Source organism: Roseomonas sp. TF40, from assembly GCF_057219975.1.
The window spans coordinates 1-25,702 of the sequence record NZ_JBXVVR010000007.1 but is presented as its reverse complement, the minus strand read 5'-3'; the positions used below and the strand labels follow the sequence as shown (position 1 = coordinate 25,702).

Genomic DNA, 25,702 nt, shown 5'->3' with positions numbered 1-25,702 from the left:
GCAGCCCGCCCGGGCGCAAAACCCGTGGCTACCAGAGCCAATGGGGCGGGGGATGTCCGGCGACGGGAAGTTCGAGGTGCATGATGCGTTCGCCGAGCAGGCAGCCGAGCCAGGCGGCCTTCCGGCCTGGTCCCGCAAAGGCAAGGGAGGAAATGTTGCCGAGCGGGCTCGCCCCCGCGCGTGCCATCATCGCCGGCGTCATGCGGCCGGCCCGCCATGCCGCCTCGACCTCGGCCACATGTGCCGCATCGCCGCCATCAAGCATGCAGGTCACGCTGCGGCGGTGCGGATCCACCCGCAGCAGCCTGTTGGCCACGATGGCGGTGATCCAGATCTGGCCCTCGGCATCGAAGGCGAGGCCATCGGGAAAAGTGCCAGGGCCGAATTCGATCAGCCGTTCCTTCGGCCCCAAGGTGCCGTCCGCGCGCAGTGCGAAACGCGCGAGATGCCGGCTGTAGGTCTCATTCACATAAAGGTACCGCCCATCGGGCGAGGGCATGCATTCATTGGTGTAGCCCAGGCCATCGGCGACGATGCGCGCTCCACGATCATCCACCAGGACGATGAAGCCGCTGGCGGCATCCGGGCGCCAGTCGCGTTCGCGCGGCATCAGCCGGGTGGAGACGGTGATCCACAGGCGGCCCTGCCCATCACGTGTCGCATAGTTGGTGGGTGGCAGCGCGATACCCTCGGCCTCTCGCAGCACGGGGCTTGCCTGGCCGTCGCGTGTCAGGCGGAAGACGCCCCCCTCCTCGCTGCCGAGATGAGCGATGAGGAAGCTGCCGTCCCGGTCGAAGGCGATGCCGTTGGGCTTGAGACCCTGCGGCAGGTCCGCGATCCGCCCGGTGATCAGATCATGCGTGCCATCGGGGTGCAGTGCGGCCACACCCCCTCGGAAATCCGCGGTGAAGACGGCCCCGTCACGGGCGACCAGCACACATTCGGGGCGCACCAGCCCCGCGCCGTGGAAGCTTGCATCCGCGACCTGCATCATCGTCCCAGCCAGACCAGCGCCATCGGCACCGCCTCCACATAGGTGATCAACGCCATCACCACCAGGCTCGAGAGGAACAGCGGCAGCAGCGCCCGGCTGATCGCGGCCATGCCCACGCCCGCGATCTTCGCCGCGACGAAGAGCGTGCCCCCCACCGGGGGCGAGTAGAGACCGATGGCGAGGTTGCAGGTGAAGATCAGCCCGAGATGCACCGTGTCGATCCCATAGGCCTGGGCGGCCGGCAGGAAGAGCGGCACGGCCAGCAGCAGGGCGGGCAGCGGCTCGAGGAAGACGCCCAGCACCAGCAGGATCACGTTGAGCAGCAGCAGGAAGCTCCAGCGTTCCGTCGCGATGCCGCGCACAAGTTCCAGCATCTGCGCGGGCACCTGCTCGAGCGTGATGAGCCAGGCCAGCGCATTGGTTGCGCCGATCACCAGCATCACCACCGCGGACGTCACCATGGTCGCGCGCAGGATGCCCGGCAGCTGGATCAGCGATAGGCTGCGATAGACCGCCATCGCGACGAAGAGCGAGTAGGCACAGGCGACCGCGGCCGCCTCGGTCGGCGTGAACAGGCCGCTGTAGATGCCGCCCAGGATGATCAACGGCATCAGCAACGCCGGCGCACAGGCGCGGAAGGCCGTGGTGATCTCGGCGCGCGAGGCCGGGCGCCCGCCCGGATCGCATCCCGTGCTGCGCCCTTCCCAGATGCAGACCAGGATCAGCGCGACGCCGAAGAGGATGCCGGGCACGATGCCCGCGATGAACAGTTCGGCCACAGAGGTGTTGGCCACGAAGCCGAAGACCAGCATGGGGATCGAAGGCGGAATGATGATGCCGAGCGTGCCGGCGGTGGCGATCAGCGCGCCGGTGAAGGCCGGGCGATAACCGGCTGCCGCCATGCCCGGGGCCATGACCGTCCCGATCGCCGCCGCGGTGGCGATGGCGGAGCCCGAGACCGCGCCGAACAGCATGCAGCCCACCACCGTCACGATGCCCAGCCCGCCGGGGAGGAAGCCGAACAATGTGCGGGCGAAGATGATCAGCCGCTCGCCCACGCCGCCGCGGCTGATGATCTCGCCCGCCAGGATGAAGAGCGGCACGGCGACGAGGTGGAAGGGCTCGACCCCGCCGATGAAGTTCACCATCAGCGCCTGGTCGGGATAGGGGAAGTCGAGCGTGAAGTTGGACAGCACGGCCGTGCCGAGCAGCGCCCAGACCAGCGGCACGCCGAGCAGTGCGAGCGCGAAGAAGATTCCCGTGATGACGCCGAGGAACATCGGACCGCCTCAGCTGTCGGACCAGTCCGGCAGCCGTCCGCGGAGCAGCACCAGAAGGTCATGGAGGATGAAGGGCATCGCCAGTACGGCGCTGATGGGCATGCCGGCGTAGAGCAGCCCCTGCGGCCAGTAGAGCACCGTGGTCTCCTGCGCCCAGGTGCGCCGGCAGATCGCGAGGCCGTACCACGCCACGAAGACGAGCAGCGCCAGCGTCGCCACCAGCACCATCGCCTCGAGCAGCAGGCGCGCACGCAGGGGCAGCGCCTCGATCACCTCGCCCACCCGCATGTGGGCGCCGCGCTGCACCGCCGCCGCGCCGCCGAGGAAGCTTCCCCAGACCAGCAGGAAGGTCACCAACTCGCCGCTCCAGGCCACGTCGATGTTGAAGATGAAGCGCGAGAGCACGTTGAAGAAGACCAGCGTGCCCATCGCCGCGCAGGCGAAGACCAGCGCGGCATCGATGACCAGGCCCAGCAGGCGCAGGGCGCGCGGCATGTCGCCTCGCGGCGAGGCGAGCATCACGCGGCGGGCCGCGCGCGGCGGATCGCCTCGGCCTCGGCGAGGATGGCATCGACCTCCGCGCCATAGACCTCGCGGGCACGGGTGTAGACGCTCTGCACCGACTCGCGGAACGGCGCGATGTTGGGTCGGTTCACCCGCGCACCGCGGCCTTCCATCTCGCGCAGCTGCCCGGCCTCGGCCTCCCGCACCGCATTGCGGCTGAAGGTCGCGGCCTCGCGCGCCGCGGTCATCACATGCTCGCGGTCGGCGGGGCTCAGGCGCTGCCAGCTGCGCTCGGCCATGGCGAGCGGAATGGGGCTGTAGACGTGCTGCGTGAGCGTGATGTGCGGCGCCACCTCGTAGAAGCGCAGCGAGTGGATGGTGTCGATCGGGTTCTCCTGGCCGATCACCGTGCCCTGCTGGATGGCGAGGTAGACTTCCGTCACGGGGAGAACGACCGGGCTGAAGCCGATGGCCTCCATGATCCAGCGGATCATGTCGTTGGGGAAGACGCGCATGCGCAGCCCGCGGGCATCGGCCGGCGAGTTGAGCGGCGCGCGCGTGGTGAAGCTGCGGAAGCCGGCTTCCCAGGTCGAGAGGATGCGCAGGCCCTTGGCGGGCAGCTGGTCGAACTGCGCCTTGATCCAGCGCCCCTCATCGTAGAGCGCCCAGCCCTGCTCATAGGTGTCGACCAGGAAGGGCAGCGCGGTGAGGTTCAGCGAGCGCTGGTGCGGCGCGTAGGAGCCGGTGCCGGAGACCGTGAAGTCGATCCCGCCCAGCTGCAGTTGCTCGATGGCGCGGGGGTCATTGGCGAGCTGGCCGGAGTGGAAGACCTGGACGTTGATGCGCCCGCCGGTCAGGTCGCGGATGCGCGCCGCGAAGCGCTCGGCGGCCGCCTGGCGGCTGCCGGTGCCGCCATCGGTGTGGCTGAAGCGCATGGTGATGCCCTGCGCACGCGCCACATGCGGGCTGGCGAGCAGGCCAGCGCCGCCCAGAAGGGTGGCGCGACGTGTGGTGGTGATGTGCATTCTCGTTGCTCCCTCAGTCTTGTTGTCGTTGTTTCACACCTCGATGAAGCGGCGCTCCGCGGCGGAACGATAGATCGCCTCCTCGATTTCCATGTTGCGCAGCCAGGCGCGCGCCGTGTTGGGCACGGGCGCGCCCTCCGCGACATGCGCGAGCGCGGCCTCGCTTTGGCGGAACACGCAATCGCCGCCATATCCCCGATCCTGCCAGGCATAGGCGTGCTCGGCCTCGGCGCCGCCATGCGGGCGCAGGAACAGCCGGCCATGCCCGTCGAGGCGCAGCTGACCGCCCGTGCCCTCGACCAGCAGCACGCCATTGGTCATGCGCGGGTCGCGGCTCGCGTGATCGATCAGACGGTTGCCATCGACGATGCCGCTGCGACGCGGCTCGGCGAAGGCGAACATCACCGTTGCCGCATCCTCGCCGATGATCGCGGGGTTGAGCGTGCGCAGGCGCGCGAAGACGCCGGAGACCTCGCCGAACAGCAGGCGAAAGACGTCGATCAGGTGGATCACCGTCTCATGCACCAGGAAGCGCGGCATGGTGCGGAAATAGGGCTGGCGCGCGAGATAGGCATCCGGACCCTGGCCGTCGCCGGAGCGCAGCCGGAAGGAGATGTCCAGCGGCTCACCGATCGCACCTGCGCGGAGCAGCCGATCGACCTCCTGGAACCAGGGCATGAAGCGGAAATTCTCATGCACGATCAGCGTGCCGCCATGGCGTTCCGCCGTCTCGACGATGGCGAGCGCCGTGGCCCAATCCGGGGCAAGCGGCTTCTGGCAGATCGCGGGAATGCCGCGCTTCATGCACAGCTCGACCAGCGCCGCATGTGTGTCCGGCGGCGTCACGATGTCCACCAGGTCAAGATCCACCGACTGCAGCATCCGGTCTGCGTCGGTGAGGGCCTGCGCCTGGGTGAACTCGGCCGCCGCCGCCGCCGCACGCGTCGCATCGGCATCGCAGATGGCGGCCACCCGCACCGGCAGGCGCGACCAGGCCTCGCGGTGGAACCGGGCGAAGTAGCCGCAGCCGATGATGCCGATGCGCAGGCTCATCGCGGGATGCGTTCGGCGATGGCGCGTGCGACATCCAGCGTGCCGGCGCCGCCGAACTCCGCGCTGCGCAGACCTTCGGCGAAGGCACCATCCACCGCTGCCTCGAGTTCCGTGGCCGCGTCGCTCCAGGCCTGGCCGGCGCCGCGCATCGCGAGCCAGTCGAGCATGAGCGCGGCGGAGAGGATCATCGCCGTGGGGTTCGCCAGCCCCTTGCCATGGATGTCCGGGCCCGTGCCGTGGCTCGGCTGGAACAGCGCGTGGGTGTCGCCGATATCGGCCGAGGGCGCATAGCCCATGCCACCGATCAGCCCGGCGCCGAGGTCGGAGAGGATGTCGCCGAACATGTTCTCGGTCGGCAGCACGTCGTAGTCCCAGGGCTTTCGCACCAGGTCGAGCGCCATGGCGTCCACATACTGGTGGCCGGCCGGCACGTGCGGAAATTCGCGCGCCACATCGTCGAAGACGCGGCGCATGAAGGCCAGCGAGGTGAAGACATTCGCCTTGTCCACCAGCGTCACCCTCTGCGCCCGGCCCAGCCGCGCGGCGCGGCGTTCGGCGAGGCGGAAGGCGAAGCGGGAGAGGCGTTCGGTGGTGGCGCGGGTGATCACCATCGTGTCGCGCGCCTCGGCATCGCCGATCACCTCGCCTCGGCCGCGCGCCCAGAACAGGCCTTCGGTGCTCTCGCGCAGGATCACGAGGTCGATCCTCGCGGCGCGGGGATCGGCCAGGGCGAGCGGCACGCCCGGGATGGCGCGGATCGGCCGCACCCCGGCATAGAGGCCGAGCCGGAAGCGCAGATCGAGCTGGGGGGCGATCTCGGTACCGTCCGGGTAGCGGATTCCGGGCCAGCCCATGGCGCCGAAGAGGATGGCATCCGCCGCCTCGGCGCGGCGGAAGGTCTCATCGCTGAGCGCCGTGCCCGTGGCCTGGTAGGCGAAGGCGCCGGCCTCCAGCCGTTGCTGCGCCAGGCCCAGGCCATGACGGCGTGCGAGCTTCTCCAGCACGCCAAGCGTGGCATCCATCACCTCAACGCCGATGCCATCACCGGGCATCACCGCGATGTTGAGGCTGTTGCCGCCTAGAGCCATCCCAGACCACTCCGTTCTATCAAGGCAATGAGTTCGGCGCCGCCGCGGCGCCGATGCATGCGAAACAGCTCATGGGCTTTCTCACCCTCGCCGGCGGCGATCGCGACCAGCATGGCGCGATGCTCCGCGGTCGATTTCTCCGGCAGGGGCCGCAGGTTCAGCGTGACCATGCGGGCGCGATGCGATTGCTCCCAGACCTGCATGACCATCGCCGCCAGCCGGCGGTTGCCGCACAATTCCAGCAGATGCCGGTGGAACGCCTCATCCGCCGCGGCCCAGGCCTGGCGGTCGCCGCGCGACAGGGCGGCCTCCATCGCATCGCAGGCCGCATGCAGGGGCGCGAGCTGCTCGGGGCCGACCCGACGGCGGGCGAGAAGCTCGGCGGCCTTTGGCTCCAGGCTCTCCAGCACGTCATAGATGTCGCGCATGTCGGCGGCGGAGATCGGCAGCACGCGCATGCCGTGGCGAGGCGTGACCGCCACAAGCCCTTCCTGCGCAAGCCGCATCATGGCCTCACGCACCGGGGTGCGGGACATGCCGAGATTGAGCGCGAGCTCGGCTTCCAGGTGCTGGCTGTGCGGCGGCAGGAGGTTGTCGAGGATCATCGCCTTGAGTCGCCGATAGGCGGTGTCCGAGGCGGTCCCGGCCGCCGCGCCGGCCGGGACGGAGGGAAGGCCGCTCATGCGCCGCGCTGGCGCCGGCCCGGGCGGGCGCGGCATGCCATCGCAGCCAGAAGCGCGGCGGGATGCGGGGAGGAGGCGACCAAGTGCGCTACCTTATCGATTAACGCATACATTAATGACCGCGACGCCGCACACATGCAAGCCCAATCTGGCGCCCTATACCCATCGCACGAAGGTTTCACCCTTGAGCCCCTCAGTCGCGTCGTGCCGAAGGCACGCCTCCGGCGTGACGCGGGCCGCATCCACGGCCCTTGCTTCGTCATGCCGAAGGCATGCTCCGCGCATGACGCATAAGCCGCGGCGCGCCTTCGTGCGCTCGGCCCTTCGGGCCGCAGGTCGGACCTTCCTGCGCCTGGTATTTGGGAATTTTGGTGCCAGGGAGGCCAGCACGGGGTTCGCGTGAGCCCCTCGGCAGGCAGGCAGCCCGCCCCGGTGTCCTGGCGGCACGAAGGCGAAACCCTCGGTCGCTCGGGATCAGATCATCGGGATCTGATCCCGGAACCGATCAGGACGCGTTCCCGCTGGCGCGCGAGGCCGCTTCCCAGCGCGCTTCCTCGGCATATTGGCGCGCGAAGGCGCCGGCCTTGCGCTCGATGAGCTGCGCGAAGGTGCCGCTTTCCACGACCCGTCCGGCATCGAGCACGATGATGCGGTCCGCCCGGCGGATGGTGGAAAGCCGATGCGCCACGACGATGCGCGTGCAGGGCATGCGCCGCACCGCGCGCATCGTGGCCGCCTGGGTCAGGTTGTCCAGCGCGCTCGTCGCCTCATCCATGATGAGGATCGCGGGGCGCTGGAGCATCGCGCGCGCCAGCAGCAGGCGTTGCACCTGCCCGCCGGAGAGCACGCGCGAGGCATCCGTCAGCATCGTCTCGAGCGCCATGGGCATGGCGCGGACATCGGCGGCGAGGGAGGCGCGTTGCAGCGCCTGCCAGATCTCCTCGTCGCTTGCCATGGACAGGCCACGCACCGCGTCGCGGATGCTGCCCGGCGGCACGCGGCAGGCCTGCAGCACGGTCGCCACCTGGCTGCGCAGCGCATAGGTATCCAGCCCGCGGATGTCCTGCCCATCGACATAGATCGCGCCCGACAGCGGATCCTCGAGGCCCAGCAGCAGGCGTACCAGGGTCGATTTCCCCACGCCCGAGCGCCCGACGATGGCCACGAACTCCCCGGGCTCGATCCGCACGGTCAGGCCCGCGAAGACCGGCTGGTCCGCGCCGGGGTAGCGGAAGGTGACGTTGGTGATCTCGATGGTGCCGGCCAGGCGCCCGGGATCGACGCGCCCCGAATCGGATTCCGGCAGGGCTTCCAGCAGCGGGTCGATGAATTTGCGCGTCGGCAGCAGGAACCACAGCGAGAAGGCCACCTTCGCGATCTGCGTGCCGGCGGCGGCCATCAGGCCATAGGCCGCGATGAAGCTCATCACGGTGGCGAGGCTCGGCGCCGGCTGGCCCGGCTCACGCACCTGCAGCAGCGCGATGATGAGGAAGGCCGCGGCGGTCGAGACCACCGTGAAGGCGGCGGCGAAGGCGTCATAGCCATTGCCGATGCGCCGCGCCGATGTCATGCGCCGGCGCATCTCCGCGAAGCGCGTGCTCCAGACGCGGCGCGCGCGCGCCTCCGCGCCGGTCAGGCGCAGCTTCACGATGCCCGCGACGATCTGGAACACCATGGCGTCCGCCAGGCCGGACAGCGCCTCGCCGCTCGCGAAGGCGCGCGCCTGCAGCCAGCCGGCATAGTTCGCGATCAGCAATTGCAGCGCGAGCAGGCCGAGCGCGATCAGCGCGGCGGTGGGTTGCGACAGCACCATCACCAGCGCCGAGGAGAAGACGATGGCGAGCCCCGAGGCCAGCACGAAGGCGAAGGCGCGGATCTGGGCGGCGAAGGTGATCGCGGCCGTGGCGCGCGCCGATGTCTCGCCCACCGTCTGGCGCGCGAATTGCGCCAGCGGCAGCCGCAGCACGCGGTCCCAGATCGCCGCATGCAGCGCCGGCCCCGCGCGCGCCTCGATGCGCTGGCGCGCGATCTCGGAGGCGATCTTCACCACCCAGGCCACACCCGCCACCAGCACCAGCGCGAGGCTGAGCTGCGCCAGTTCCGAGAGATGGCCCCCGGGGATCAGGAAGGAGAAGGCAACGCCCGTCGCCATCGGCACCGCCTGGCCCAGCAGCGCGCCGACCAGCATGGCGAGGCTGAGCAGCACCACATCCCCGCTGGCGCGATTCATGCCGACACTCAGCAGCTCCATGATGTCGAGCGCCTTGCGCGGCAGGGGGCGCAGCAGCGTATGGGCGGCGGGGTTGATCGCCGCCGCCTCCGCCGCGCCGACGCGCACGCCCTGCGGCGCGTTCGCGCGATGCATCCGGTAGCCGCGCGCCTGCGGCACCAGCGCGATCGGGTCGCCATCGGCATGTTCGCCGAGCAGCACGCCGAAATCGGATTGCCACCAATCCGCGGGCAGCTGCACGGGGCGCAGCCGCAGGCCCGAGGCGCGTGCCAGCTCCTGGTTGCTCGAGGCCACATCCACATCGGCCCGCCGCACCCGCACGGGCCGCTTCGCGCGCACGCCCAGATGGTTCGCGGCGATGCGGAACACCGTGACCGAGGGTTCGGAATCATCCGCCTCGAGGATCTCGGTGCGGTTGCCCAGGATGCTGGCGAAGCCGGCGAGCGCGATGCGCTCGGCCTCCTCGTCGCGCGCCTGGCGCAGGCGCACACGGTTCAGCTCCTCCGCCGCCTCCAGCGCGATGGCGGAGGGCAGGACGGACAGCAGGGAGTCGTTGAAGGCGGCGAGCCCGGCGGCCCAATCCGGCTCGGCCAGGGCCTCCAGCGCGCCCACAGGCTGCACCGGGCCGGCGCCGACCAGCCAGGCCTCGGCGGGCAGCGGCACGAAGCCCTGGATCACCTCCAGCCCGAAGAGCAGCCAGGGGCCTTCGCCGAGCCGCACCCAGACCGGCTCGCCGCGCGAGACCGCGACCGTGCGCGGCAGGGCCTGCAGGGCGCCGCCGGCCCGGGTGATGGCGATGTCCGCGACCGGGCGCGGCGCCAGGGCGCGGGCCACGCCCTCGGCCAGGGCCCGGCTCCAGGCCAGGATGCCCGCGCAGAGCCGCGGCGGCCCGTTCTCCTGCGCCAGGAAGGCCTCGGTATCCAGCGGCTGGAGCGTGGTTTCCGCCGTGCCCACGGCGATCAGGCGCAGGCCGAACTCGCTGCGGCCCACGCCGCACAGCAGGCTGCCCGCCAGCAGCGTCGCCACATAGAGGCGCGGTGCCTCGGCCCCCGCTGCGGCGCCCGGCTGCAGGGCGAAGAGCGTGACCTCGCCGGTCAGCACGAGCCACCTGCCCTGCGGATCGTCGAGTGCGAGGGGCGCATGGGCGGGCAGGCGCAGGATGACGGGCTCCGGCGCGCTCTGGCGCGCGGCCGCCTCGGGATCGGGGTCGGGCACGGTCAGGTCGGTGGCCATGGCCTCACCCCGCGACCAGCATGGTGCGGAACGGACCCGGCATGGCCGCCAGGTCGTCCGGCCGCCCCTGCTGCACGATGCGGCCCTTCTCCATCACGATGATGAGGTCGCAATCCCGCACGAGGGACAGGCGATGCGCGACGATCAGCATCGTGCAGCCGCGCCGGCGCAGGTTGCGCATCAGCGTGGCTTCGGCGCGGTTGTCGAGCGCGGCCGTCGCCTCATCGAGGATGAGGATGGCCGGGTCGTTGACCAGCGCGCGCGCCAGCTCGATCCGGCTGCGCTGGCCGCCGGACCAGTTGCGCCCTTCCTCCGACACCGCCGCCGCATAGCCGCCGCGGCGGGTCAGGATGTCGGCATGGATGTTGGCGGTGCGGGCGCACTCCACCAGCCGCTCATCGGCCAGGGTCGTGTCCCACATCGAGAGGTTGTCGCGCACGGTCCCGTCGAAGAGGAAGCCCTGCTGGTCCACCACGGCGATCTCGCGGCGCAGCACGTCGCGCGGCAGCGCTTCGAGCGGCTTGCCGTCGATCAGGATCGTCCCCGACCAGGGCCGGTAGAGGCCGGCGACCAGCAGCGCGAGGGTGGATTTGCCGGAGCCCGACCCGCCGACCACGCCCAGGCGCTGCCCGGGCTCGATGGTCAGCGAGACGCCATCCAGCAGCGGCGGCTCGAGCCGGCTGTGCCCGAAGCTGACCGCGCGCAGCTCGACCCGCCCGGCGAAGCGCGCCGAGAGCGCATGCGGCGCCTGGTCGTCGAATTCCGGCGCCGGCTGGTTGTTGAGCGTGTCCTCCAGCAGCATGAGGTTGGCGCGCGCATCCTGCATCTGCGTCGCCACGCTCATCAGCTGCGCGACGGGCGCCATGAAGCCCATCGACAGCGCCTGGAAGGCCACGAGCTGGCCGATCGTCATCTCGCCCGACATGATGCGCGCGCCGCCCAGCGCGAGCAGCGCCGCGCCCGCGGCGATGGCGATGAAGGCCGGCATGCCGTCGAGCATCGCGCGGCGCAGCGCCAGGCGCTGGGTGATGTTCGCCATCGCCGCGCGCTGGCCCGCCAGCTGCGCCAGCAGCAGATGCTCGGTGCCGGAGGAGCGGTAGGTCTCGATCATCTGCAGGCCCTGCTTGGCCAGGCCCTCGGCGCGCATGGTGCGGGCCATCAGGCGCTGGTTGTCGTCGCGCAGCGATCGGCTGAGAACGGCGAGGGCCAGCAGGTTGAGCGCGGCCGCCACGACCACCACCGTGGTCAGCAGCCAGTCGTAGAGCAGCATGGCAAGCACATAGGCCGCGGCCGTCACCAGCCCGAGCAGCCCGCGCCCGACATCGCCGGAGACGAGGCGCGCGATGCGGTCGTTCAGGATGACGCGCGCGCCGATGTCGCCCGGATGGCGCTGCGCGAAGAAGGCGATCGGCAGCTTCATCAGGTGTTCGAGGAACTGCGCCGAGCCCATGGCGGAGAGCCGCGTCTCGAGCCGCAGCAGCGTGTCGAGCTGCAGCCAGGTGAGAATGCCCATCACGCCCGCGGTCGCGACCATGGCCCAGAGCAGGGCCTCCAGCCAGTCGTCGAAGCGCGCGATCAGGATGTCGTCCACGAAGATCTGCGAGAAGGCGGCCACGAGCAGCGAGGGCAGGATCAGCAGCAGGCTCAGCACGACGATGAAGGCGAAGGCCGGGGCGTTGGCGCGGATGCGCGCCTTGATGCCGTTGATGGCGAGCGGGGGCGTGCCGCCGCGGCGGAACTCCTCGCCCGGCTCGAACTGGATGGCCACGCCGGTGAACAGCCGGTCCAGCTCCTCGATCGTGATGCGCCGGGGGCCCGTGGCGGGGTCGTTGATGTAGGCGTGGCTGTCGGTCACCTCGTCGATGACGACGAAATGGTTCATGCCCCAATGGCCGATCAGCGGCTTGGGCGCGTCCCGCAGGTTGCCCGGCTCCATGCGGAAGGCCTGCACCTTCAGCCCGTACTGCGCCGCGGCGGCGGCGACATGGCTGGCGCGGCTGCCATCGCGTGAGACGCCGCAGCGCGCGCGCAACTCCTCCAGCGGCACCCAGCGGCCGTAATGCGCCAGCACGATGCCGAGCGCGACCGCCCCGCATTCCACCGCCTCCATCTGCAGCAGCGTCGGCGTGCGGACGCGGCGGGCCTGCGTCACGGCTCGGCGTCCCGCGTCAGGCTCCGGCGCAGGGCGGGGAAGGCCATGCCGAGCAGCCGCACGGAGCGCAGCGTGACCTCGGCATCGGCCAGGGTGCCCGTCTCGATCAGGAAATCCGGCCCCCTTCCGGTGGTCCAGCGCAGGCCGCTGCGGGTGGAGGGGTCGGCCTCGAGCCGCACCTGCACCTCGAACAGCGTCGCGCCATCGGCGGTGAAGCCGCGCACGAGCTGGTCGTTCTGCAGCGTCCGCAACAGGCCGGCGGAGGAGGCCGGCACATCCGCCACGCGCTCGATCCGCCCGAGGATGACGCCATGCTCCTCCCGCCGCGTGGAGGAGGGCGAGATCTCCACCGCCATGCCCTCGGCCAGGCGCTTGCCGTCCTGCGCCGTGACGTAGATGACCGCGACCGGCCCGGCGGGGCCGCTCTCCGGCTCGCGCTCGATGGCCAGGATCGGCACGCCGCGCTGCACGACCTGGCCGTCATTCACCTTCACCTCGACCACCCGGCCCGCGAAGGGGGCGTTGATGGCGCCGAGCCGCGACAGCCGCTCGCGCAGCGCCGTCACCTGGCGCGAGGTCTCGTCGGCCCGGCGCTCGGCCTCCAGCGTCTCGCGCTCGCGCTGCGTGCGCTTCAGCGCCTGGTCGAGCACGAGCTGCCCGCGTTCGTTGCGCGCGGCGGCGATCTGCTCATGCACCTGGAAGACCTCGACGCGCGAGAACAGGAAGCGGTCGCGGTTCACGAGGTTCTGCTGCGCCAGGGTGCGCAGCACTTCCTCGCGCTGCTGCATCATCGCCAGGCGTTCCTGCAGCAGCACCAGGTTCTGCGCCAGGGCCGCGTCGCGCGCCACGCGGAAGGCATCGGCGGCGGCCTCCTCGCGCCGGTGGAAGGCGACGAGGGAGTCGAATTGCCGGCGCGCATCCTCGGCCTGGCCCTCGGCCAGCGCGAGCTGCAGGCGCACCTCCGACTGGTCGACCAGCGCGACGGTCTGTGACATCGCCACGCGGTCGCCCGGGCGGACCATCAGCGTCTCGATCCGGCCATCGGTGTCGGAGACGATGTCGCTGATGCCGCCGGGCGGCAGCAGGATCCCTCGCCCGCGCACCTTCACCGGCACATCGACCAGCGCCGACCACACCAGCAGGATGACGGCCAGCGCCACCAGCGCCGCGCCGGCGATCCAGGCCCAGGAGCGCATGACGCGCAGCGGCTCGTCATAGCGGTCGGGTGCCGCCGCCTCGCTCACCGCGCGGGACCGGAAGAGGTCGGGGGTCGCCTCCGTCATGCCGTCTGTCCGCTCATCCGCGCGCCACACATTCCGCCGCGCGCAGCAACCGCAGGAAGTTGCCGCTCCACAGCAGGCGGATCTCGCCGCGCGAATAGCCCCGGCGCACCAGTTCCGCGGTCACGGCGCCGGTGGCGGCAGCGGAATCCCAATCCTCGAGCCCCCCGCCACCATCGAAATCCGAGGAGAGCCCGACATGCTCGATGCCGATCCGCGCGACGGCGTAGTCCACGTGATCGACGTAATCCTTGACCGTCGCCCGGGACCGGGTGCCGGGCTTGGCGGGCCGCAGGAAGGCCGGCACGGCGGTGATCTGGACCAGCCCCGCGCCATCGCGCAGCGCGTCCAGCTGCTCGTCATCGAGGTTGCGCGGATGGTCGCACAGCGCGCGGCAGCAGGCATGGGTCGCCACGATCGGCGCGCGCGAGAGCGCCGCGGCCTGCAGCATGCCGGGCTTGGCGACATGCGAGACATCGATCAGCAGGCCCAAGCGGTTCATCTCGAGCACCACCGCGCGCCCGAGCGCGGAGAGCCCGCCATGCAGCGCCGGCGCATCGCCCAGATCGGCGCGCGGCCGGGCAGAATCCGCGATCTCGTTATGGCCGTCATGGGTCAGCGTGACATAGACCGCCCCCAGGCGCCGCCAGGCGGCCAGACGCGAGAGGTCGTGGCCCATGGCGTAGCCGTTCTCGACCGCGCTGAGGACCGCGAGCGATCCGGCCGCGTGCGCGGCCGCGAGTTCGGCGGCCGAGCGGCAGAAGCGCCCGCGATCGGGCCCGCCCTCGGCCGTGGTGGCGATCGAGCGCAGCATCGCCTCCGCCCGCTGCCCCGCGGCGAGGTGCCCCTCCGGCGTGCGCGGGCCCTGCGGCACATAGGCGATGAAGATGGCGGCCCCCATGCCGCCCGCCCGCATCTTCGGGAAGTCCACCTGCCGTTTCGTTACGGTCGCGGGATCCGCCGGGTCGGGCCAGGGAATGTCCACATGCGTATCGAGCACCAGGGTGGCGCCGTGCAGCTCGTCCGCGTGGCTCGGCAAGTCCGGTGTTTCGGTCATCAGCTGCTCTCTGGGCCCAGGGTTCGGATTCTCCGGCGTATCGAGGCACCGCGTCAATCGGCGGATAGGATGGAGGGCAGCGCCGTCCATTGCAGCGGCTGCAGGCGCAGGACGGGGATCCGGGCGATGGCCAGCGTGCGCGCCTCGATCGTCAGCGGCACCTCGACATCGGCCGGTCCGCCCCCCGGCGCCGTGGCCGGGCCGAGCAGCGGCAGCATGGCGCGTGCCGTGTTCGAGGCACGTCGCCCGATCAACCCGGCCTCGGCCAGCGCGCCCAGGGCCTCGGACGCGCCGGCGACGCGCAGGGTGCCCGCGCCCATCGGCTGGAGGTCCTCATCGAGCGCCAGGGTCGCGGCGGCTGCCGCCGTCACCGGCCCCCAGCGCAGGCCGATGGCGCGCATTTCGAGGGTGCCGCCGCTGTCGCGCCAGGCTTCGGCGCGGCTTCGGGCCAGCCCCGCGGGCGGAACCGGGCCGGTCAGTGCAAGGTCCAGGGAGAGCGCCGCGATATCCCGACCGAAGCGGCCATCCGCGCTGCCCGCCATGCCGGGGGCAAGCAGGATGTCGGCCGCCTCGACGGCCAGGTGCATCGCCGCCTCGGCCTCGGTGGCCGTGGAGGAGGCCGCCAGACCGACCGCGAGCCGCCCGATCGCGATATCGCCCTCCGCACCGCCGATACGCAGGCCAAGCGCGTTCAGCCGGGCCTCACGCGGCAGGACACCAGTGGCCAGGGGCAGGTCCATCGCCATGCTCTCGGCGGCGATGGTCCATTGCCCGCCGCCGATGCGCGCCCTGTGGGTGCCCTGGAAGTCGATCCGCAGCGTGTCGATCCAGGGCAGCGCCGTGCTGAAGGTCAGCAGGTCGAAATCAACGGCGATCCCGCGCGGGATCGTCAGCGCCCCGCCTTCCAGCGAGAGCGAGCGCACGCCGAGTTGCACCGTGAAGGGCCAGCCGCCTCGGCTCGGTGGGGCGTGGCTGACGAGCCAGCCCTGGGCGCGCCGCTGCTGGACCCAGGCCATGAAGCCCTGCTCGACCTGTTGCGCCATGAATCGCCAAAGCAGCGCCTGGATGCCCCCCAGGATCACGAGCGTGACCGTCGCGATCAGAACAATGCGTGTTCGAGACAGCCTCAACTCTTTTCTCGCCACCTCTGGGGCATGACTTGCGTCGTTGCGGCCTGCATACACCCTCGCGGCAGGCCCGTGCAGCCGGAATTGCGCCGTCGGGCCGCCGGGCTAGAGCACGCTGCGTTCTGATGAACGCAGATCGTACTCTGGAAATCATTGAATCTAGAGCAAGAAACGCGTCCAAATGATTCCAGAAGAACGCATATTGCTCTAGGGTCTGTGGACAGTTGGGGCCGGGATGCAGCCGGCGAGGGATTTTTCGGGCTGGGAAGGCGGACAGCGGAGCCGATGGCTATCCATCGGCGAGCATGGCCAACGCGCCCAGCACGGAAAAGCACCGGCGGATGCGCCCGCAGCCCAAGTGTCCACAGGTCCTAGTGCGGGTTGCGGGGCTCCGCCAGGAGGCGGGCCGTCTCACCCTCGATGAGGTCCTCGAGGACCGGGAGCAGGGAGGCCCGGGCGCGCGAGACCTCGACGGCCGGCAGGATGGACAGGCGGATCACGCCCGGCCACTTGCGGAAGGTGCGCCGCCCCCAGACTCGCCCGCTGTCGGTGGCGACGGGAATGACAGGCGCCGTGGTCGCCGCGGCGATGGCCACGATGCCGGGCTGGTAAGGCACGCGCTCGCCGGGCGCGGTGCGCGTGCCTTCTGGGAAAATCACGATCTGCCGCCCATTGCGCAGCACCTCCGCGGCGGCGCGCAGCAGGCCGCGCAAGGCGGCACCGCCCCCCGAACGGTCGATCGGCAGCATGTCCAGGCGCCGCACATGCCAGCCATAGAGCGGAATCCGCAGCAATTCCTTCTTCAGGACATAGGCGGCATCGGGCAGCAGGGCGAGCCAGATGATGGTGTCGAAGGCGGATTGATGCTTCGCGGCGATCACGCAACTGCCCGCCGGCAGGTTGCCCAGGCCGCGGACCTCGACCCGCACCGCGCAGAGAACGCTCAGCAGCCATACGACGGCGCGCGCCCAGAAGCGCACCATCGCGATGGTGTGGCGCCGCGACATCAATTGCAGCGGCATCGCCAGCAGCCCCAGCAGCGCGGTGAGCAGGAAGAACAGCGCGTTGAAGAGGGCGGATCGAATCCAGATCAACAAGCGGGGCGCTCCTGGGGTTCCGGCAAGCCGTCGCCCCGCATCAGGGGAAGCGGCGCAGCCAACGCCGGACGGTGGCCTGCGCAGTACCCCATCCGATCACGAATGCAATGGCTGGCAGGGCCAGCAGGATGGGCCAGGGCAGGCGGGTCAGCCCGCCCCGTTCCTCCGCCATGCCGAGCCAGGGGCTGGCGATGTCCGACAGCAGGGCGAGGGCGGGCAGGGCCGCGGCCACCCCGAAGCTGGCGCCGAGCGCCGCCAGGGTGCCGAGCCGCCGGGCGAAGCGGCCCGCGATGTCGCCATCGCGCGCCCCGAGCCCGTGCAGGACCTCGATGGCATCGCGCCGCGCCGCGATGCCCGCCCGGGTCGCGACCGCGATGACGGCGATGGCGACGCCCGCGACCAGCGTCAGCACGGCCCAGGCCAGCGCCTGCAGGCTGCGTGCGAGGGTCGCGAGCCGCTGCACCCAGACGCCATGGAACTCGATGGCGGCGCCGGGCACCGCGGCCGCCAGCCGGGCGGCGAGAAGGTCCGGATCGCGCCGGGTCTCGCGCAGCTCGACCTCGATCAGGCCGGGCAGGGGGATGACGGAGCCCTCGCCCAGCCAGGGCTGGAGCAGGCTGGCCAGCCGCGCGCCATCGACGATGCGCGCCTGCGCGACCTCCGGCGTCGCGCGCAGCGCCGCCACCGCCCGCTCCAGCGCGGCCGGATCGGCGGCGGGGATCTGGACGGTGATCGCGCTCAGCGCGCCCTGCTGCCAGCGCTGGGCCAGCGCGGCCGCGCTCTCGGCGCCGGAGACGACCAACGCCGCCAGCAGCGCCATGGCGCCGACCAGGCCGGGCAGCAGCAGGCCCGAGAGGGCGCGGCGCAGCCCCAGCGGGTCGCGCGACATGCGCCGGCGTTCACTCCGCATCATCGACCTCTGGCGGCAAGCTGGTCCGGCCATCGACATCGCGGGCGCCGTCCGGATCGTAGAGCCGGCCGTGCTGCAGCAGCAGGCGCGGGGCGGGAAAGCGCGCCACCAGATCCTCGTCATGGGTGGCCACCACCACCGTGGTGCCCAGCCGGTTCATTTCGGAGAGCAGGGCGAGCAGCCGGCGCGCCTGGCGGGAATCGAGGTTCCCGGTCGGTTCATCCGCGACGAGGATGGCCGGGCGGTGCACCACCGCGCGCGCGATCGCCACGCGCTGCTGCTCCCCGCCCGAGAGCTCCGCCGGCAGGGCGGCCGCACGGTCCTTCAGCCCGACCCAGCGCATGATCTCGGTCACATCGGCGCGCAACGCCGCCTCGGGCCGGCCCGCGAGGCGCAGCGGCAGGGCGACGTTGTCGAAGGCCGAGAGATAGGGCAGCAGGCGGAAATCCTGGAACACCACCCCGATGCGCCGCCGCGAGGCGGCCATCGCCTCCCGGCTCGCGCGGCTGGTGCGCAGGCCCATCACCTCCACCTCGCCGCGGCTGGGGCGAAGCGCGAGGTGGATCAGGCGCAGGACCGAGGATTTCCCGGCCCCTGATTCGCCCAGCAGCCAGGTGAAGGATCCGGCCGGCAGCGAGAAGGTGACGTCGATCAGCGCCTCGGGCGCCACCGCCGCGCTGCGAAGCGCCGCGCCCGGACTCGCCCCGTAGCGCAGACCGACTGCCTCGAACCTGACCATGGGTCGTTCATGCCATGCGTCAGGCGCGGGCGCCACCGCACCGCCGCAACCGGGCGCGCACCCGCATGAAGGCTGGACGCCATGGCGAGTGCCGCCCTATGTGCGCTGGATGCTCGTGCAATGCCCCAGCTGCGATGCCGCCTATGAGGTGCCGGACCACCTGCTGAAGGCGGGGCCGCGGCTGATGCAATGCGCGAAATGCCATCACACCTTCCATGCACCGGCCCCGGTCCCAGCCCCGGTCCCAACCCCGGAACGCGCCCCGGCGCCCGCGCCGCTCCCCCCGCCAGGCGTAGTGGCGCCTGCCGAGGTCCCCCCGCTGTCCGCGCCCCGCCAGGGCGAGCCTGCGTCCACAACCCCGCCGAAGCCCCACCAGGCCCCGCCAGCGGTGGCCCCGGATCGGCCCGCGCTGCTCGGCTGGGCGGCAACTATCTGTGTGCTGGCCCTGGGCGGCACGCTTCTGGTGAGGCATCACGCCGCGCTCGCCCAGGCCTGGCCACCTTCCGCGCGCCTGTTCCAGTGGCTCGGGCTGGGCTGAGCGCTGGCACGCGAGAAGCTCAGCCCGGGGGCGTGGCCTGCAGAAAGCGGCGGGCCGCGGCGGCATCATCGGCGATCGCCGCCTTCAGCGCGTCGAGGCTGTCGAATTTCGCGTCGGGGCGCAGGAAGGCCAGCAGGCTCACGCTGATCTCCTGCCCGTAGAGATCGCCGCGCCAGTCGAACAGGTGCACCTCCAGCCGCGTCACCGGGTCGCCGCCCAAAGTGGGTCGGCGGCCGACATTCGCCACGCCCGGCACCTCGGACCCATCCGCGAGGCGCACCCGCACCGCATAGACGCCCCGGGCCGGCTCAAGCTGCCGGCCGAGCAGGATATTGGCCGTGGGCCAGCCGAGTTCCCGGCCCAGCCGGTCGCCGTGGAACACCTCGCCCCGCAGCGCCCAGGGGCGGCCGAGCTTGCGGGCCGCGCGCTCCGGATAGCCATCCTGCAGCACGCGGCGGATGCGCGAGGAGGAGATCGGGCCCTGATCGTCCACCACCGGGGGGACGATGGTCAGGCCGATGCCGCGCTTCTCGGCCTCCGCCGCCAGCAGCGCGACCGTGCCGCCGCGGCGATGGCCGAAGGCGAAATCCGCCCCGCAGGCCAGGTGGCGCACGCCGAGTCCCCGATGCAGGACCTGCTCGACGAAATCCTCCGCCGGCATGGACGCCATCGCCGCGTCGAAGGGCAGCGCATAGACGATCCGCACCCCGGCCGCGCCCAGCGCCTCGGCCTTGGCCGGCAGCAAAGAGAGGCGGAAGGGCGGGTCATCGGGGCGGAAATGCTCGCGCGGATGCGGCTCGAAGGTCAGCGCCGCCAGGGGCAGGTCCGGGCGCGCCGCATGCGCCGCCCGCAGCACTGCCAGATGGCCCAGATGCACCCCGTCCATGTTGCCCAGCGCGACGGTGCCGCCCCGATGGGCCGGGTCGATGCCGCGCCAGTCCCGGATGATCGCGGGGGTGGTCACGCCTGCTCCGGGCGCAGCCAGACCTGCGTGCCCTCGGGCGGCGTATAGGCGGCGAGTTTCTCGAGCGCCTCCTCGACCGAGGCAGCGCGCATGGCGAGCGGGCGCTGCGGCGGGCGGACGAAGCCCTCGGCCACCATGAAGTCCAGCGTGTCGAGGAAGGGCTTCCAGAAGCCCTCGACATCGAGGAACACCACGCCCTTCGCCTGGATGCCGAGCTGCGCCCAGGTCAGGGCCTCCACCGCCTCCTCCAGCGTGCCGTAGCCGCCGGGCAGCACGATGAAGCCGTCCGAGAGCTCGGCCATCATCGCCTTGCGCTCATGCATCGTGTCCACGACATGCATCTCGACGCCGCCGCCATGGCCGACCTCGCGCTTGAGCAGGCCGTGCGGGATCACGCCGATGACCTCCGCCCCTGCCTGCAGCGCCGCATCGGCGGCGATGCCCATCAGCCCGACCGCGCCGCCGCCATAGACCAGGCCGATGCCCCGCGCGGCCACGACCCGGCCCAGTTCGCGCGCCGCCTCGGCATAGGCGGGGCGCGCCCCGACAGCCGAGCCACAGAAGACACAGATGCGCGACAGCTTGGGCATGCGGCAGGGCTCTCCAGGAATGATCGGCGGGCGGATGATCTGGCGTAGCCGTGCCACAAAGGGTGGGCAAGCCTTCATCTGGCCGACGCATGGACAAGGCGGCGGGACACTGGAACAACTCCTCCGCACGCGACGCCGCGACCCACGGGAAACATCTCATGCCCACGACCGAACTTGGTTCTTCCGAACGTCTCCTGAACGAGTTGCGCCTCTGGGTGGAGCATGAGACGCCGACCACCGACGCGGCGGCCGTGAATGGCTTGATGGATCGCTGCCAGGCCGATCTGGCCGCGGTGGGTGGGCAGGTCGAGCGCCTGCCGGGCCGGGATGGCTATGGCGACACGCTGGTCTGCCGCACGCCGGGCCATGGGGCGCCCATCGTCATCGCCGGGCATCTCGACACGGTCTGGGATCACGGCACGCTGGCCGGGCCCATGCCCTTCCGCATCGAGGGTGCCAAGGCCTTCGGGCCGGGCATCTACGACATGAAGGCGGGCTCCTTCATGGCCTTCCACAGCGTGCGCGAGATCCTGCGCCAGGGCACGCGCACCAAGCGCCCGATCACCCTGCTGCTGACGCCCGACGAGGAAGTCGGCAGCCCGACCAGCCGCGCGCCGATCGAGCGGCTGGCGCAGGGGGCGCGCGCGGTGCTGATCCCCGAGCCCGCCGGGGCGGGTGGCGCCTGTGTGACGGCACGCAAGGGCGTGGGCCGCTTCGAGGTCGCCATCCAGGGCGTGTCCGCCCATGCCGGCGGCAATTGGAGCGAAGGGCGCAGCGCGGTGGTGGCCCTCGCGCGACTGATCACGCAGGTGCACGCGCTGACCGACCTGCCCGCCGGCATCACCACCAATGTCGCGCCGGTCTGGGGCGGCACGCGGCCGAACGTGATTCCGCCCGAGGCTGGCTGCGAGATCGACCTGCGCGTGCCGACGATTGCGGAGGGCGAGCGGCTGGAAGCGCTGATCCTCGGCCTGGCCGGGACCACGGATGGCATCACCATCCGCATCACCGGCGGCATGAACCGCCCGCCCTTCGCGGAGACCCCGGCGATCCTCGATCTCTACGAACGGGCCAAGGGCTTCGCCGCCACGCATGGCTATGCCTTGCCGACGCAGCATCGCGGCGGCGGCTCTGACGGCAATTTCACCGCCGCGCTCGGCGTGCCGACGCTGGATGGGCTCGGCTGCACCGGTGCGGGGGCGCATGCGCCGCATGAGCACATCCTCTGGCCGGACCTGGCTCCGCGCTGCGCCACGCTGTGCGATCTGCTCGAGAGCATCGACTAGAGCAATATCCGATCTGACTGAATCAGTCAGATCGGATTTCTTGCTCTAGAAACAATCAGTTATAGAGCACGAGATCCGTCCAACGGGACGGATCGTACTCTAACCCACGCCCTTCAGGAAGGAACACGCCATGCCGAAGGACGCCCAGGGCCTGACGCTCACCACGGCTTCCGCCGCCGCGGCGGCGGCCTATGACCACGCGATCGAAGGCTTCCTGAAGTATCGTTTCGATACCGGGCAACGCCTCAAGGCCTTCCTCACCGCGGATCCCGAGGCGCCGCTCGGCCAGGTGATGGCGGGCTGCTTCGCCATGCTGGCCTATGACCGGGCGCTGCTCGGCCGGGCGCAGGCCTCGCTGGAGCGCGCGCGAGCCCTGCCCGCCACGCCGCGGGAGCAGGCGCACATGGCCGCACTCGCCAGCTGGATCGCGGGCGATCCGGACAAGGCGCTCGGCATCTGGGAAGGCATCGTCGCCGAGGCGCCGCAGGACCTGCTGGCCTTCCGCCTGCACCACTTCACCGCCTTCTGGATGGGCCAGCCGGAGCGCATGCTTTCGCTCGCGGAAGCCGTGCTGCCGCATTGGTCGGCTGACCTGCCCGGCTATGGCAGCGTGCTCGCCTGCCGCTGCTTCGCCAATGAGGAATGCGGCAACTACACGGTGGCCGAGCATGCGGGCCGCGCGGCGGTCGCGCTCGATCCCGGCGATCTCTGGGCCACGCATGGCATCGCCCATGTGCTGGAGATGCAGGGAAGGCGCGGCGAGGGCATCGCCTGGATCACCGGGCAGGAACGGCACTTCGACGGCGGCAACAACCTGATGCACCACATCTGGTGGCACCAGGCGATGTTCCACATCGAGCGCGGCGAGTTCGACGCCGTGCTCGCGCTCTACGACACGCGCTTCCGCAACCTCGACTCCAAGGTGACGCAGGCGCAGCCCGATCTCTACATCGACATGCAGAACGCGGCCTCGATGCTGTTCCGGCTGCAGCTGCGCGGCGTCGATCCCGGCGATCGCTGGGGAGAGCTTGCGGACAAGGCGGAGAAGCGCATCGGCGACACGCTCTCGGCCTTCACGCTGCCGCACTGGATCATGGCGCTGATGGCGGCGGGGCGGCATGAGGCGGCCGGGCGGATGCTGGGCACGATCGAGGAAGCGGCGCAGGCGCCCGGCCACCATGCGACGATCCTGCGCGAGGCCGCGCTGCCCGTGGGCCGCGCGGTGCGGCTGCATGCGCTGGGCGACTACGACGCGGCGGTGCAGGCGATGCGCCCGGCGCTGGGCGGCATGTACCGGCTGGGCGGCAGCCACGCGCAGCAGGAGGTGCTGGAACTGCTCTTCCTCGACGCCGCGATGAAGGCGGAGCGGCGCGCCGATGTGCGGCTGATGCTCGAGCGCGTGGCCGGGCGCCATCCCGTCCCGCCGGCGCGGCGCATCGGCTTCGCCGAGGCGGCGCTGGCGGTGCCGTTCTGAGCGGCTATTTCTGCAAGGACTCGGCGAAGGCGCCCTCGCGCACCACCACGCGGCCTCGGGCGATGACGGTGCGCGACGGCGGGGTGGCCACCACCGCCTCCGCCACCGTCTCGGCTTCCAGCAGCACGAGATCGGCGCGCGCGCCGACAGCGAGGCCGTAATCCGCGAAGCCGCAGGCCGCGGCGGCCGCATCGGTCACCATCGCGAAGGCGACATCGATCTCGTCATCGCGCCGGAACTCGTTCTTCAGCCCCACCAGCATCGCGCGCTGCAGCATGTCGGGCATGTTGTAGGGGGTCCAGGTGTCGCGGATGCCGTCATTGCCCGCGAAGATCTGCCCGCCGGCCGCGCGCACCATCTTCACGCTCGGCACGGGGCGCGAGGGGGGCGCGGTGGTGGCGATGCCGATGCCGGCCTCGGCAAGGGCGGCGCAGAGCGCGGGCGCGCGCGCCACCTCGCCGAGGCAGAAGGCGTGGCTGACCACCACCCTGCCCTGCAGGCCCAGGGCGCGCGTGCGCTCGATGATGAGGTCGAGCGCGAAGGCGCCAAGCTCACCCGGTTCATGCAGATGGATGTCGAGCGGCACGCCGTGCTTCGTGGCGAGGCCGAAGATCGCATCGAGATGCCCGACCGGATCGCGGTCGATGCCCGAGGGATCGAGCCCGCCCAGTATGTCCGCGCCGTTGCGCAGCGCCCGTTCGAGCAGCTCGAGCGTGCCGGGGCGGATCAGCAGGCCGGATTGCGGGAAGGCAACGACCTGCAGATCCATCGTGCCGCGCAGCCTCTCGCGCAGCGCCACCAGCGCGTCGCTGTGCGCGGTGCCGATCTCGGTATCGACATCCGCATGGGTGCGGATGCGCGTGGTGCCGCGCAGCAGGAATTCGCGCGCCAGCCGCAGGCCCTGGCGCGCCGGATCGAGGCCGAGGCGGCCACGCTCGGCGCGCTCCGTCTCGATGCGGTCGATCAGGCGCGGGCCCACCTCGTTGCGCCACCAGCCCATGCCCCAGAGCGATTTGTCGAGATGCGTGTGGCCTTCGACGAAGGCGGGCAGCAGCAGGCGGTTCGCCCCCGGCTCCACCATCGCGCCGGCGGCGTCCAGGCCTGGGCCGATCGCGGCGATGGCGCCATCGCGGATCAGCACATCCACCGGCGCGCCGCCGAGCGGACGGACCTGTTGCAGCAGCAGCGTCGCGCTCATGCCAGCACCCAATCGCGGAAGAGGTCGAGATCGATGTTGCCGCCGCAGAGGATGGTGGCGACGCGCCGGCCACGCATCGTCGCGGCTTCCTGCAGCAGCGCGGCCAGGGGGGCCGCGCCCGCGCCTTCCGCCAGATTGTGCGTGTCGGTCCAATAGGCGCGGATGGCGGCGGCGACTTCCTCATCGCTCACCGTGACGATGCGCGCCGCGCCACGCGCGATCAGGGCGAAAGCGGCAGGATCGGGGATGCGCGTCGCCATGCCGTCCGCGCGCGTATCGGCGCTCGGCGTCGTCACCACATGCCCGGCCGAGAGGCTGCGCGCATAGGCATCGGCCTTGGTGCTCTGCACGCCGATGATCTCGGTCTTCAGCCCGAGCAGGTCACGCGCCATGATGCAGCCGCAGATGCCCGAGCCGAGGCCGATCGGGACATAGAGCGCATCCAGTGGCGGTCCCACGGACGCCACATGGCGAAAGAGTTCCAACGCATAGGTGGCCACGCCCTTCACCAGATCCGGCGCGAAGGAGGGCGCGAAGCGCAGCCCGCGCGCCTGGGCGAGGCGCATCGCCTCCTCCCGCGCCGCGTCGAAATCGACGCCATGCTCGATGAGTTCCGCCCCCTGGGCGCGCATCGCCGCGTTCTTCTCGCGGCTGTTGCCGAAGGGGACGACGATGGTCACCGGCACGCCGTGGCGCGCGCCGGCATAGGCAAGGCTCTGCCCGTGATTGCCGCGCGTGGCGGAGATGATGCCGCGGCAGGCGGGATCCTCGCGCTTCAGGCGTTCCATGAAGACCAGGCCGCCGCGCACCTTGAAGGCGCCGGTCGGCGTATGGTTCTCGTGCTTGACCCAGACTTCCGCCCCGGTACGGGCGGCGAGGAGTGGCCAGGCGAATTGCGGCGTCGGCGGGAAGGCGCGGTGCACAAGGGCCAGCGCGTCTTCGAGATCGGTCAGGGTGAACATGCCGCGAGGCTAGCGCACCTTCGCGGCGACGCGAAACCGGGCTGGCGCTCCCCCGAAGCGCAAAGGGGGGAGCGCGGTGCCGCTAGAGCAACATGCGTTCAGATGGGTCGTGGCGCTGCCGCGACGCTGAACGCATTTCTTGCTCTAGAATTAATGATTTCTAGGTGTTTAGTCCCGGCATTTGGTGGTGCGGATTTTGTGTGAAGCGGTCGGGCTGGTCTGCCCACGCCTTGCAGAT

General features: G+C 71.1%; 22 protein-coding genes and 1 pseudogene. 4 read left to right on the top strand and 19 right to left on the bottom strand.

All coding sequences use genetic code 11. The annotated features are described in order from the left end of the window. Positions 1–28: 28 nt before the first annotated feature. From AC2D9U_RS18635 to AC2D9U_RS18565, 15 genes are all read right to left on the bottom strand, one after another. Positions 29–994, bottom strand: coding sequence for an SMP-30/gluconolactonase/LRE family protein (locus tag AC2D9U_RS18635; protein ID WP_484751711.1), 966 nt, complete (start codon positions 992–994; stop codon positions 29–31). Continuing rightward, on the bottom strand, positions 991–2,274 hold the full coding sequence (locus AC2D9U_RS18630) for a TRAP transporter large permease (RefSeq protein ID WP_484751710.1): 1,284 nt from the start codon (positions 2,272–2,274) through the stop codon (positions 991–993). Before AC2D9U_RS18630 ends, AC2D9U_RS18635 begins: the two co-directional genes overlap by 4 nt. 9 nt (positions 2,275–2,283) lie before the next feature. Beyond that, the gene (locus tag AC2D9U_RS18625) at positions 2,284–2,769 is read right to left on the bottom strand and encodes a TRAP transporter small permease (RefSeq protein ID WP_484751709.1); all 486 of its coding nucleotides are present in this window, start codon (positions 2,767–2,769) and stop codon (positions 2,284–2,286) included. A gap of 23 nt (positions 2,770–2,792) precedes the next feature. Further along, positions 2,793–3,803, bottom strand: a complete 1,011-nt coding sequence (locus tag AC2D9U_RS18620; protein WP_484751708.1) for a TRAP transporter substrate-binding protein — start codon at positions 3,801–3,803, stop codon at positions 2,793–2,795. Between the two features lie 33 nt (positions 3,804–3,836). After that, positions 3,837–4,856: a Gfo/Idh/MocA family protein gene (locus AC2D9U_RS18615; RefSeq protein WP_484751707.1), complete on the bottom strand. Its 1,020-nt coding sequence runs from the start codon at positions 4,854–4,856 to the stop codon at positions 3,837–3,839. Continuing rightward, positions 4,853–5,944 (bottom strand): isocitrate/isopropylmalate dehydrogenase family protein, encoded by a 1,092-nt coding sequence (locus AC2D9U_RS18610; RefSeq protein ID WP_484751706.1) that lies wholly within the window; start codon positions 5,942–5,944, stop codon positions 4,853–4,855. Before AC2D9U_RS18610 ends, AC2D9U_RS18615 begins: the two co-directional genes overlap by 4 nt. Then, positions 5,935–6,627: a GntR family transcriptional regulator gene (locus AC2D9U_RS18605; protein ID WP_484751705.1), complete on the bottom strand. Its 693-nt coding sequence runs from the start codon at positions 6,625–6,627 to the stop codon at positions 5,935–5,937. The genes AC2D9U_RS18610 and AC2D9U_RS18605 overlap by 10 nt, the downstream gene beginning before the upstream one ends. A 505-nt stretch (positions 6,628–7,132) precedes the next feature. Then, a complete protein-coding gene (locus AC2D9U_RS18600; protein ID WP_484751704.1) occupies positions 7,133–10,090 on the bottom strand; it encodes an ATP-binding cassette domain-containing protein in 2,958 nt (985 codons plus the stop codon). 4 nt (positions 10,091–10,094) lie between these two features. Beyond that, positions 10,095–12,242: an NHLP family bacteriocin export ABC transporter peptidase/permease/ATPase subunit gene (locus tag AC2D9U_RS18595; RefSeq protein ID WP_484751703.1), complete on the bottom strand. Its 2,148-nt coding sequence runs from the start codon at positions 12,240–12,242 to the stop codon at positions 10,095–10,097. Continuing rightward, positions 12,239–13,525, bottom strand: a complete 1,287-nt coding sequence (locus AC2D9U_RS18590) for an NHLP bacteriocin system secretion protein (protein WP_484751702.1) — start codon at positions 13,523–13,525, stop codon at positions 12,239–12,241. Before AC2D9U_RS18590 ends, AC2D9U_RS18595 begins: the two co-directional genes overlap by 4 nt. A gap of 13 nt (positions 13,526–13,538) precedes the next feature. After that, positions 13,539–14,579: a dipeptidase gene (locus AC2D9U_RS18585; RefSeq protein WP_484751701.1), complete on the bottom strand. Its 1,041-nt coding sequence runs from the start codon at positions 14,577–14,579 to the stop codon at positions 13,539–13,541. Between the two features lie 53 nt (positions 14,580–14,632). Continuing rightward, positions 14,633–15,622, bottom strand: a complete 990-nt coding sequence (locus tag AC2D9U_RS18580) for a DUF2125 domain-containing protein (protein WP_484751700.1) — start codon at positions 15,620–15,622, stop codon at positions 14,633–14,635. A gap of 455 nt (positions 15,623–16,077) precedes the next feature. Beyond that, the gene (locus AC2D9U_RS18575; protein ID WP_484751699.1) at positions 16,078–16,800 is read right to left on the bottom strand and encodes a lysophospholipid acyltransferase family protein; all 723 of its coding nucleotides are present in this window, start codon (positions 16,798–16,800) and stop codon (positions 16,078–16,080) included. 43 nt (positions 16,801–16,843) lie between these two features. Continuing rightward, positions 16,844–17,713 (bottom strand): cell division protein FtsX, encoded by an 870-nt coding sequence (locus AC2D9U_RS18570; RefSeq protein WP_484751698.1) that lies wholly within the window; start codon positions 17,711–17,713, stop codon positions 16,844–16,846. Next, positions 17,703–18,452, bottom strand: a complete 750-nt coding sequence (locus AC2D9U_RS18565) for a cell division ATP-binding protein FtsE (protein ID WP_484751697.1) — start codon at positions 18,450–18,452, stop codon at positions 17,703–17,705. The genes AC2D9U_RS18570 and AC2D9U_RS18565 overlap by 11 nt, the downstream gene beginning before the upstream one ends. Here AC2D9U_RS18565 and AC2D9U_RS18560 point away from each other — a divergent pair. Together AC2D9U_RS18560 and AC2D9U_RS18555 are read left to right on the top strand one after the other, a co-directional pair. After that, a pseudogene (locus tag AC2D9U_RS18560) lies at positions 18,451–18,660 on the top strand (zinc-ribbon domain-containing protein); the annotation flags it as partial. The gene AC2D9U_RS18565 and the pseudogene AC2D9U_RS18560 sit on opposite strands and share 2 nt — an antisense overlap. A gap of 180 nt (positions 18,661–18,840) precedes the next feature. After that, a complete protein-coding gene (locus AC2D9U_RS18555) occupies positions 18,841–18,990 on the top strand; it encodes a hypothetical protein (protein ID WP_484752090.1) in 150 nt (49 codons plus the stop codon). A 19-nt stretch (positions 18,991–19,009) separates the two neighbouring features. Here the strand turns inward: AC2D9U_RS18555 and AC2D9U_RS18550 are convergent, their stop codons facing one another. Together AC2D9U_RS18550 and AC2D9U_RS18545 are read right to left on the bottom strand one after the other, a co-directional pair. Then, positions 19,010–19,954: a bifunctional riboflavin kinase/FAD synthetase gene (locus AC2D9U_RS18550; RefSeq protein ID WP_484751696.1), complete on the bottom strand. Its 945-nt coding sequence runs from the start codon at positions 19,952–19,954 to the stop codon at positions 19,010–19,012. Further along, positions 19,951–20,544 (bottom strand): LOG family protein, encoded by a 594-nt coding sequence (locus AC2D9U_RS18545; protein WP_484751695.1) that lies wholly within the window; start codon positions 20,542–20,544, stop codon positions 19,951–19,953. The genes AC2D9U_RS18550 and AC2D9U_RS18545 overlap by 4 nt, the downstream gene beginning before the upstream one ends. Positions 20,545–20,702: 158 nt before the next feature. On the opposite strand from AC2D9U_RS18545, the gene AC2D9U_RS18540 reads away from it, so the two are divergent. Then, positions 20,703–21,830 carry a M20 family metallopeptidase gene (locus tag AC2D9U_RS18540; RefSeq protein WP_484751694.1) on the top strand — a complete coding sequence of 376 codons (1,128 nt, stop codon included), beginning with the start codon at positions 20,703–20,705 and terminating at the stop codon, positions 21,828–21,830. A 130-nt stretch (positions 21,831–21,960) separates the two neighbouring features. Further along, the gene (locus AC2D9U_RS18535; protein ID WP_484751693.1) at positions 21,961–23,304 is read left to right on the top strand and encodes a tetratricopeptide repeat protein; all 1,344 of its coding nucleotides are present in this window, start codon (positions 21,961–21,963) and stop codon (positions 23,302–23,304) included. A gap of 4 nt (positions 23,305–23,308) precedes the next feature. On the opposite strand, the gene AC2D9U_RS18530 is transcribed toward AC2D9U_RS18535, so the two are convergent. After that, complete coding sequence (locus AC2D9U_RS18530; RefSeq protein ID WP_484751692.1) at positions 23,309–24,502, bottom strand: amidohydrolase family protein; 1,194 nt, start codon at positions 24,500–24,502, stop codon at positions 23,309–23,311. After that, complete coding sequence (locus AC2D9U_RS18525) at positions 24,499–25,464, bottom strand: threonine dehydratase (RefSeq protein WP_484751691.1); 966 nt, start codon at positions 25,462–25,464, stop codon at positions 24,499–24,501. The genes AC2D9U_RS18530 and AC2D9U_RS18525 overlap by 4 nt, the downstream gene beginning before the upstream one ends. Positions 25,465–25,702: the final 238 nt, after the last annotated feature.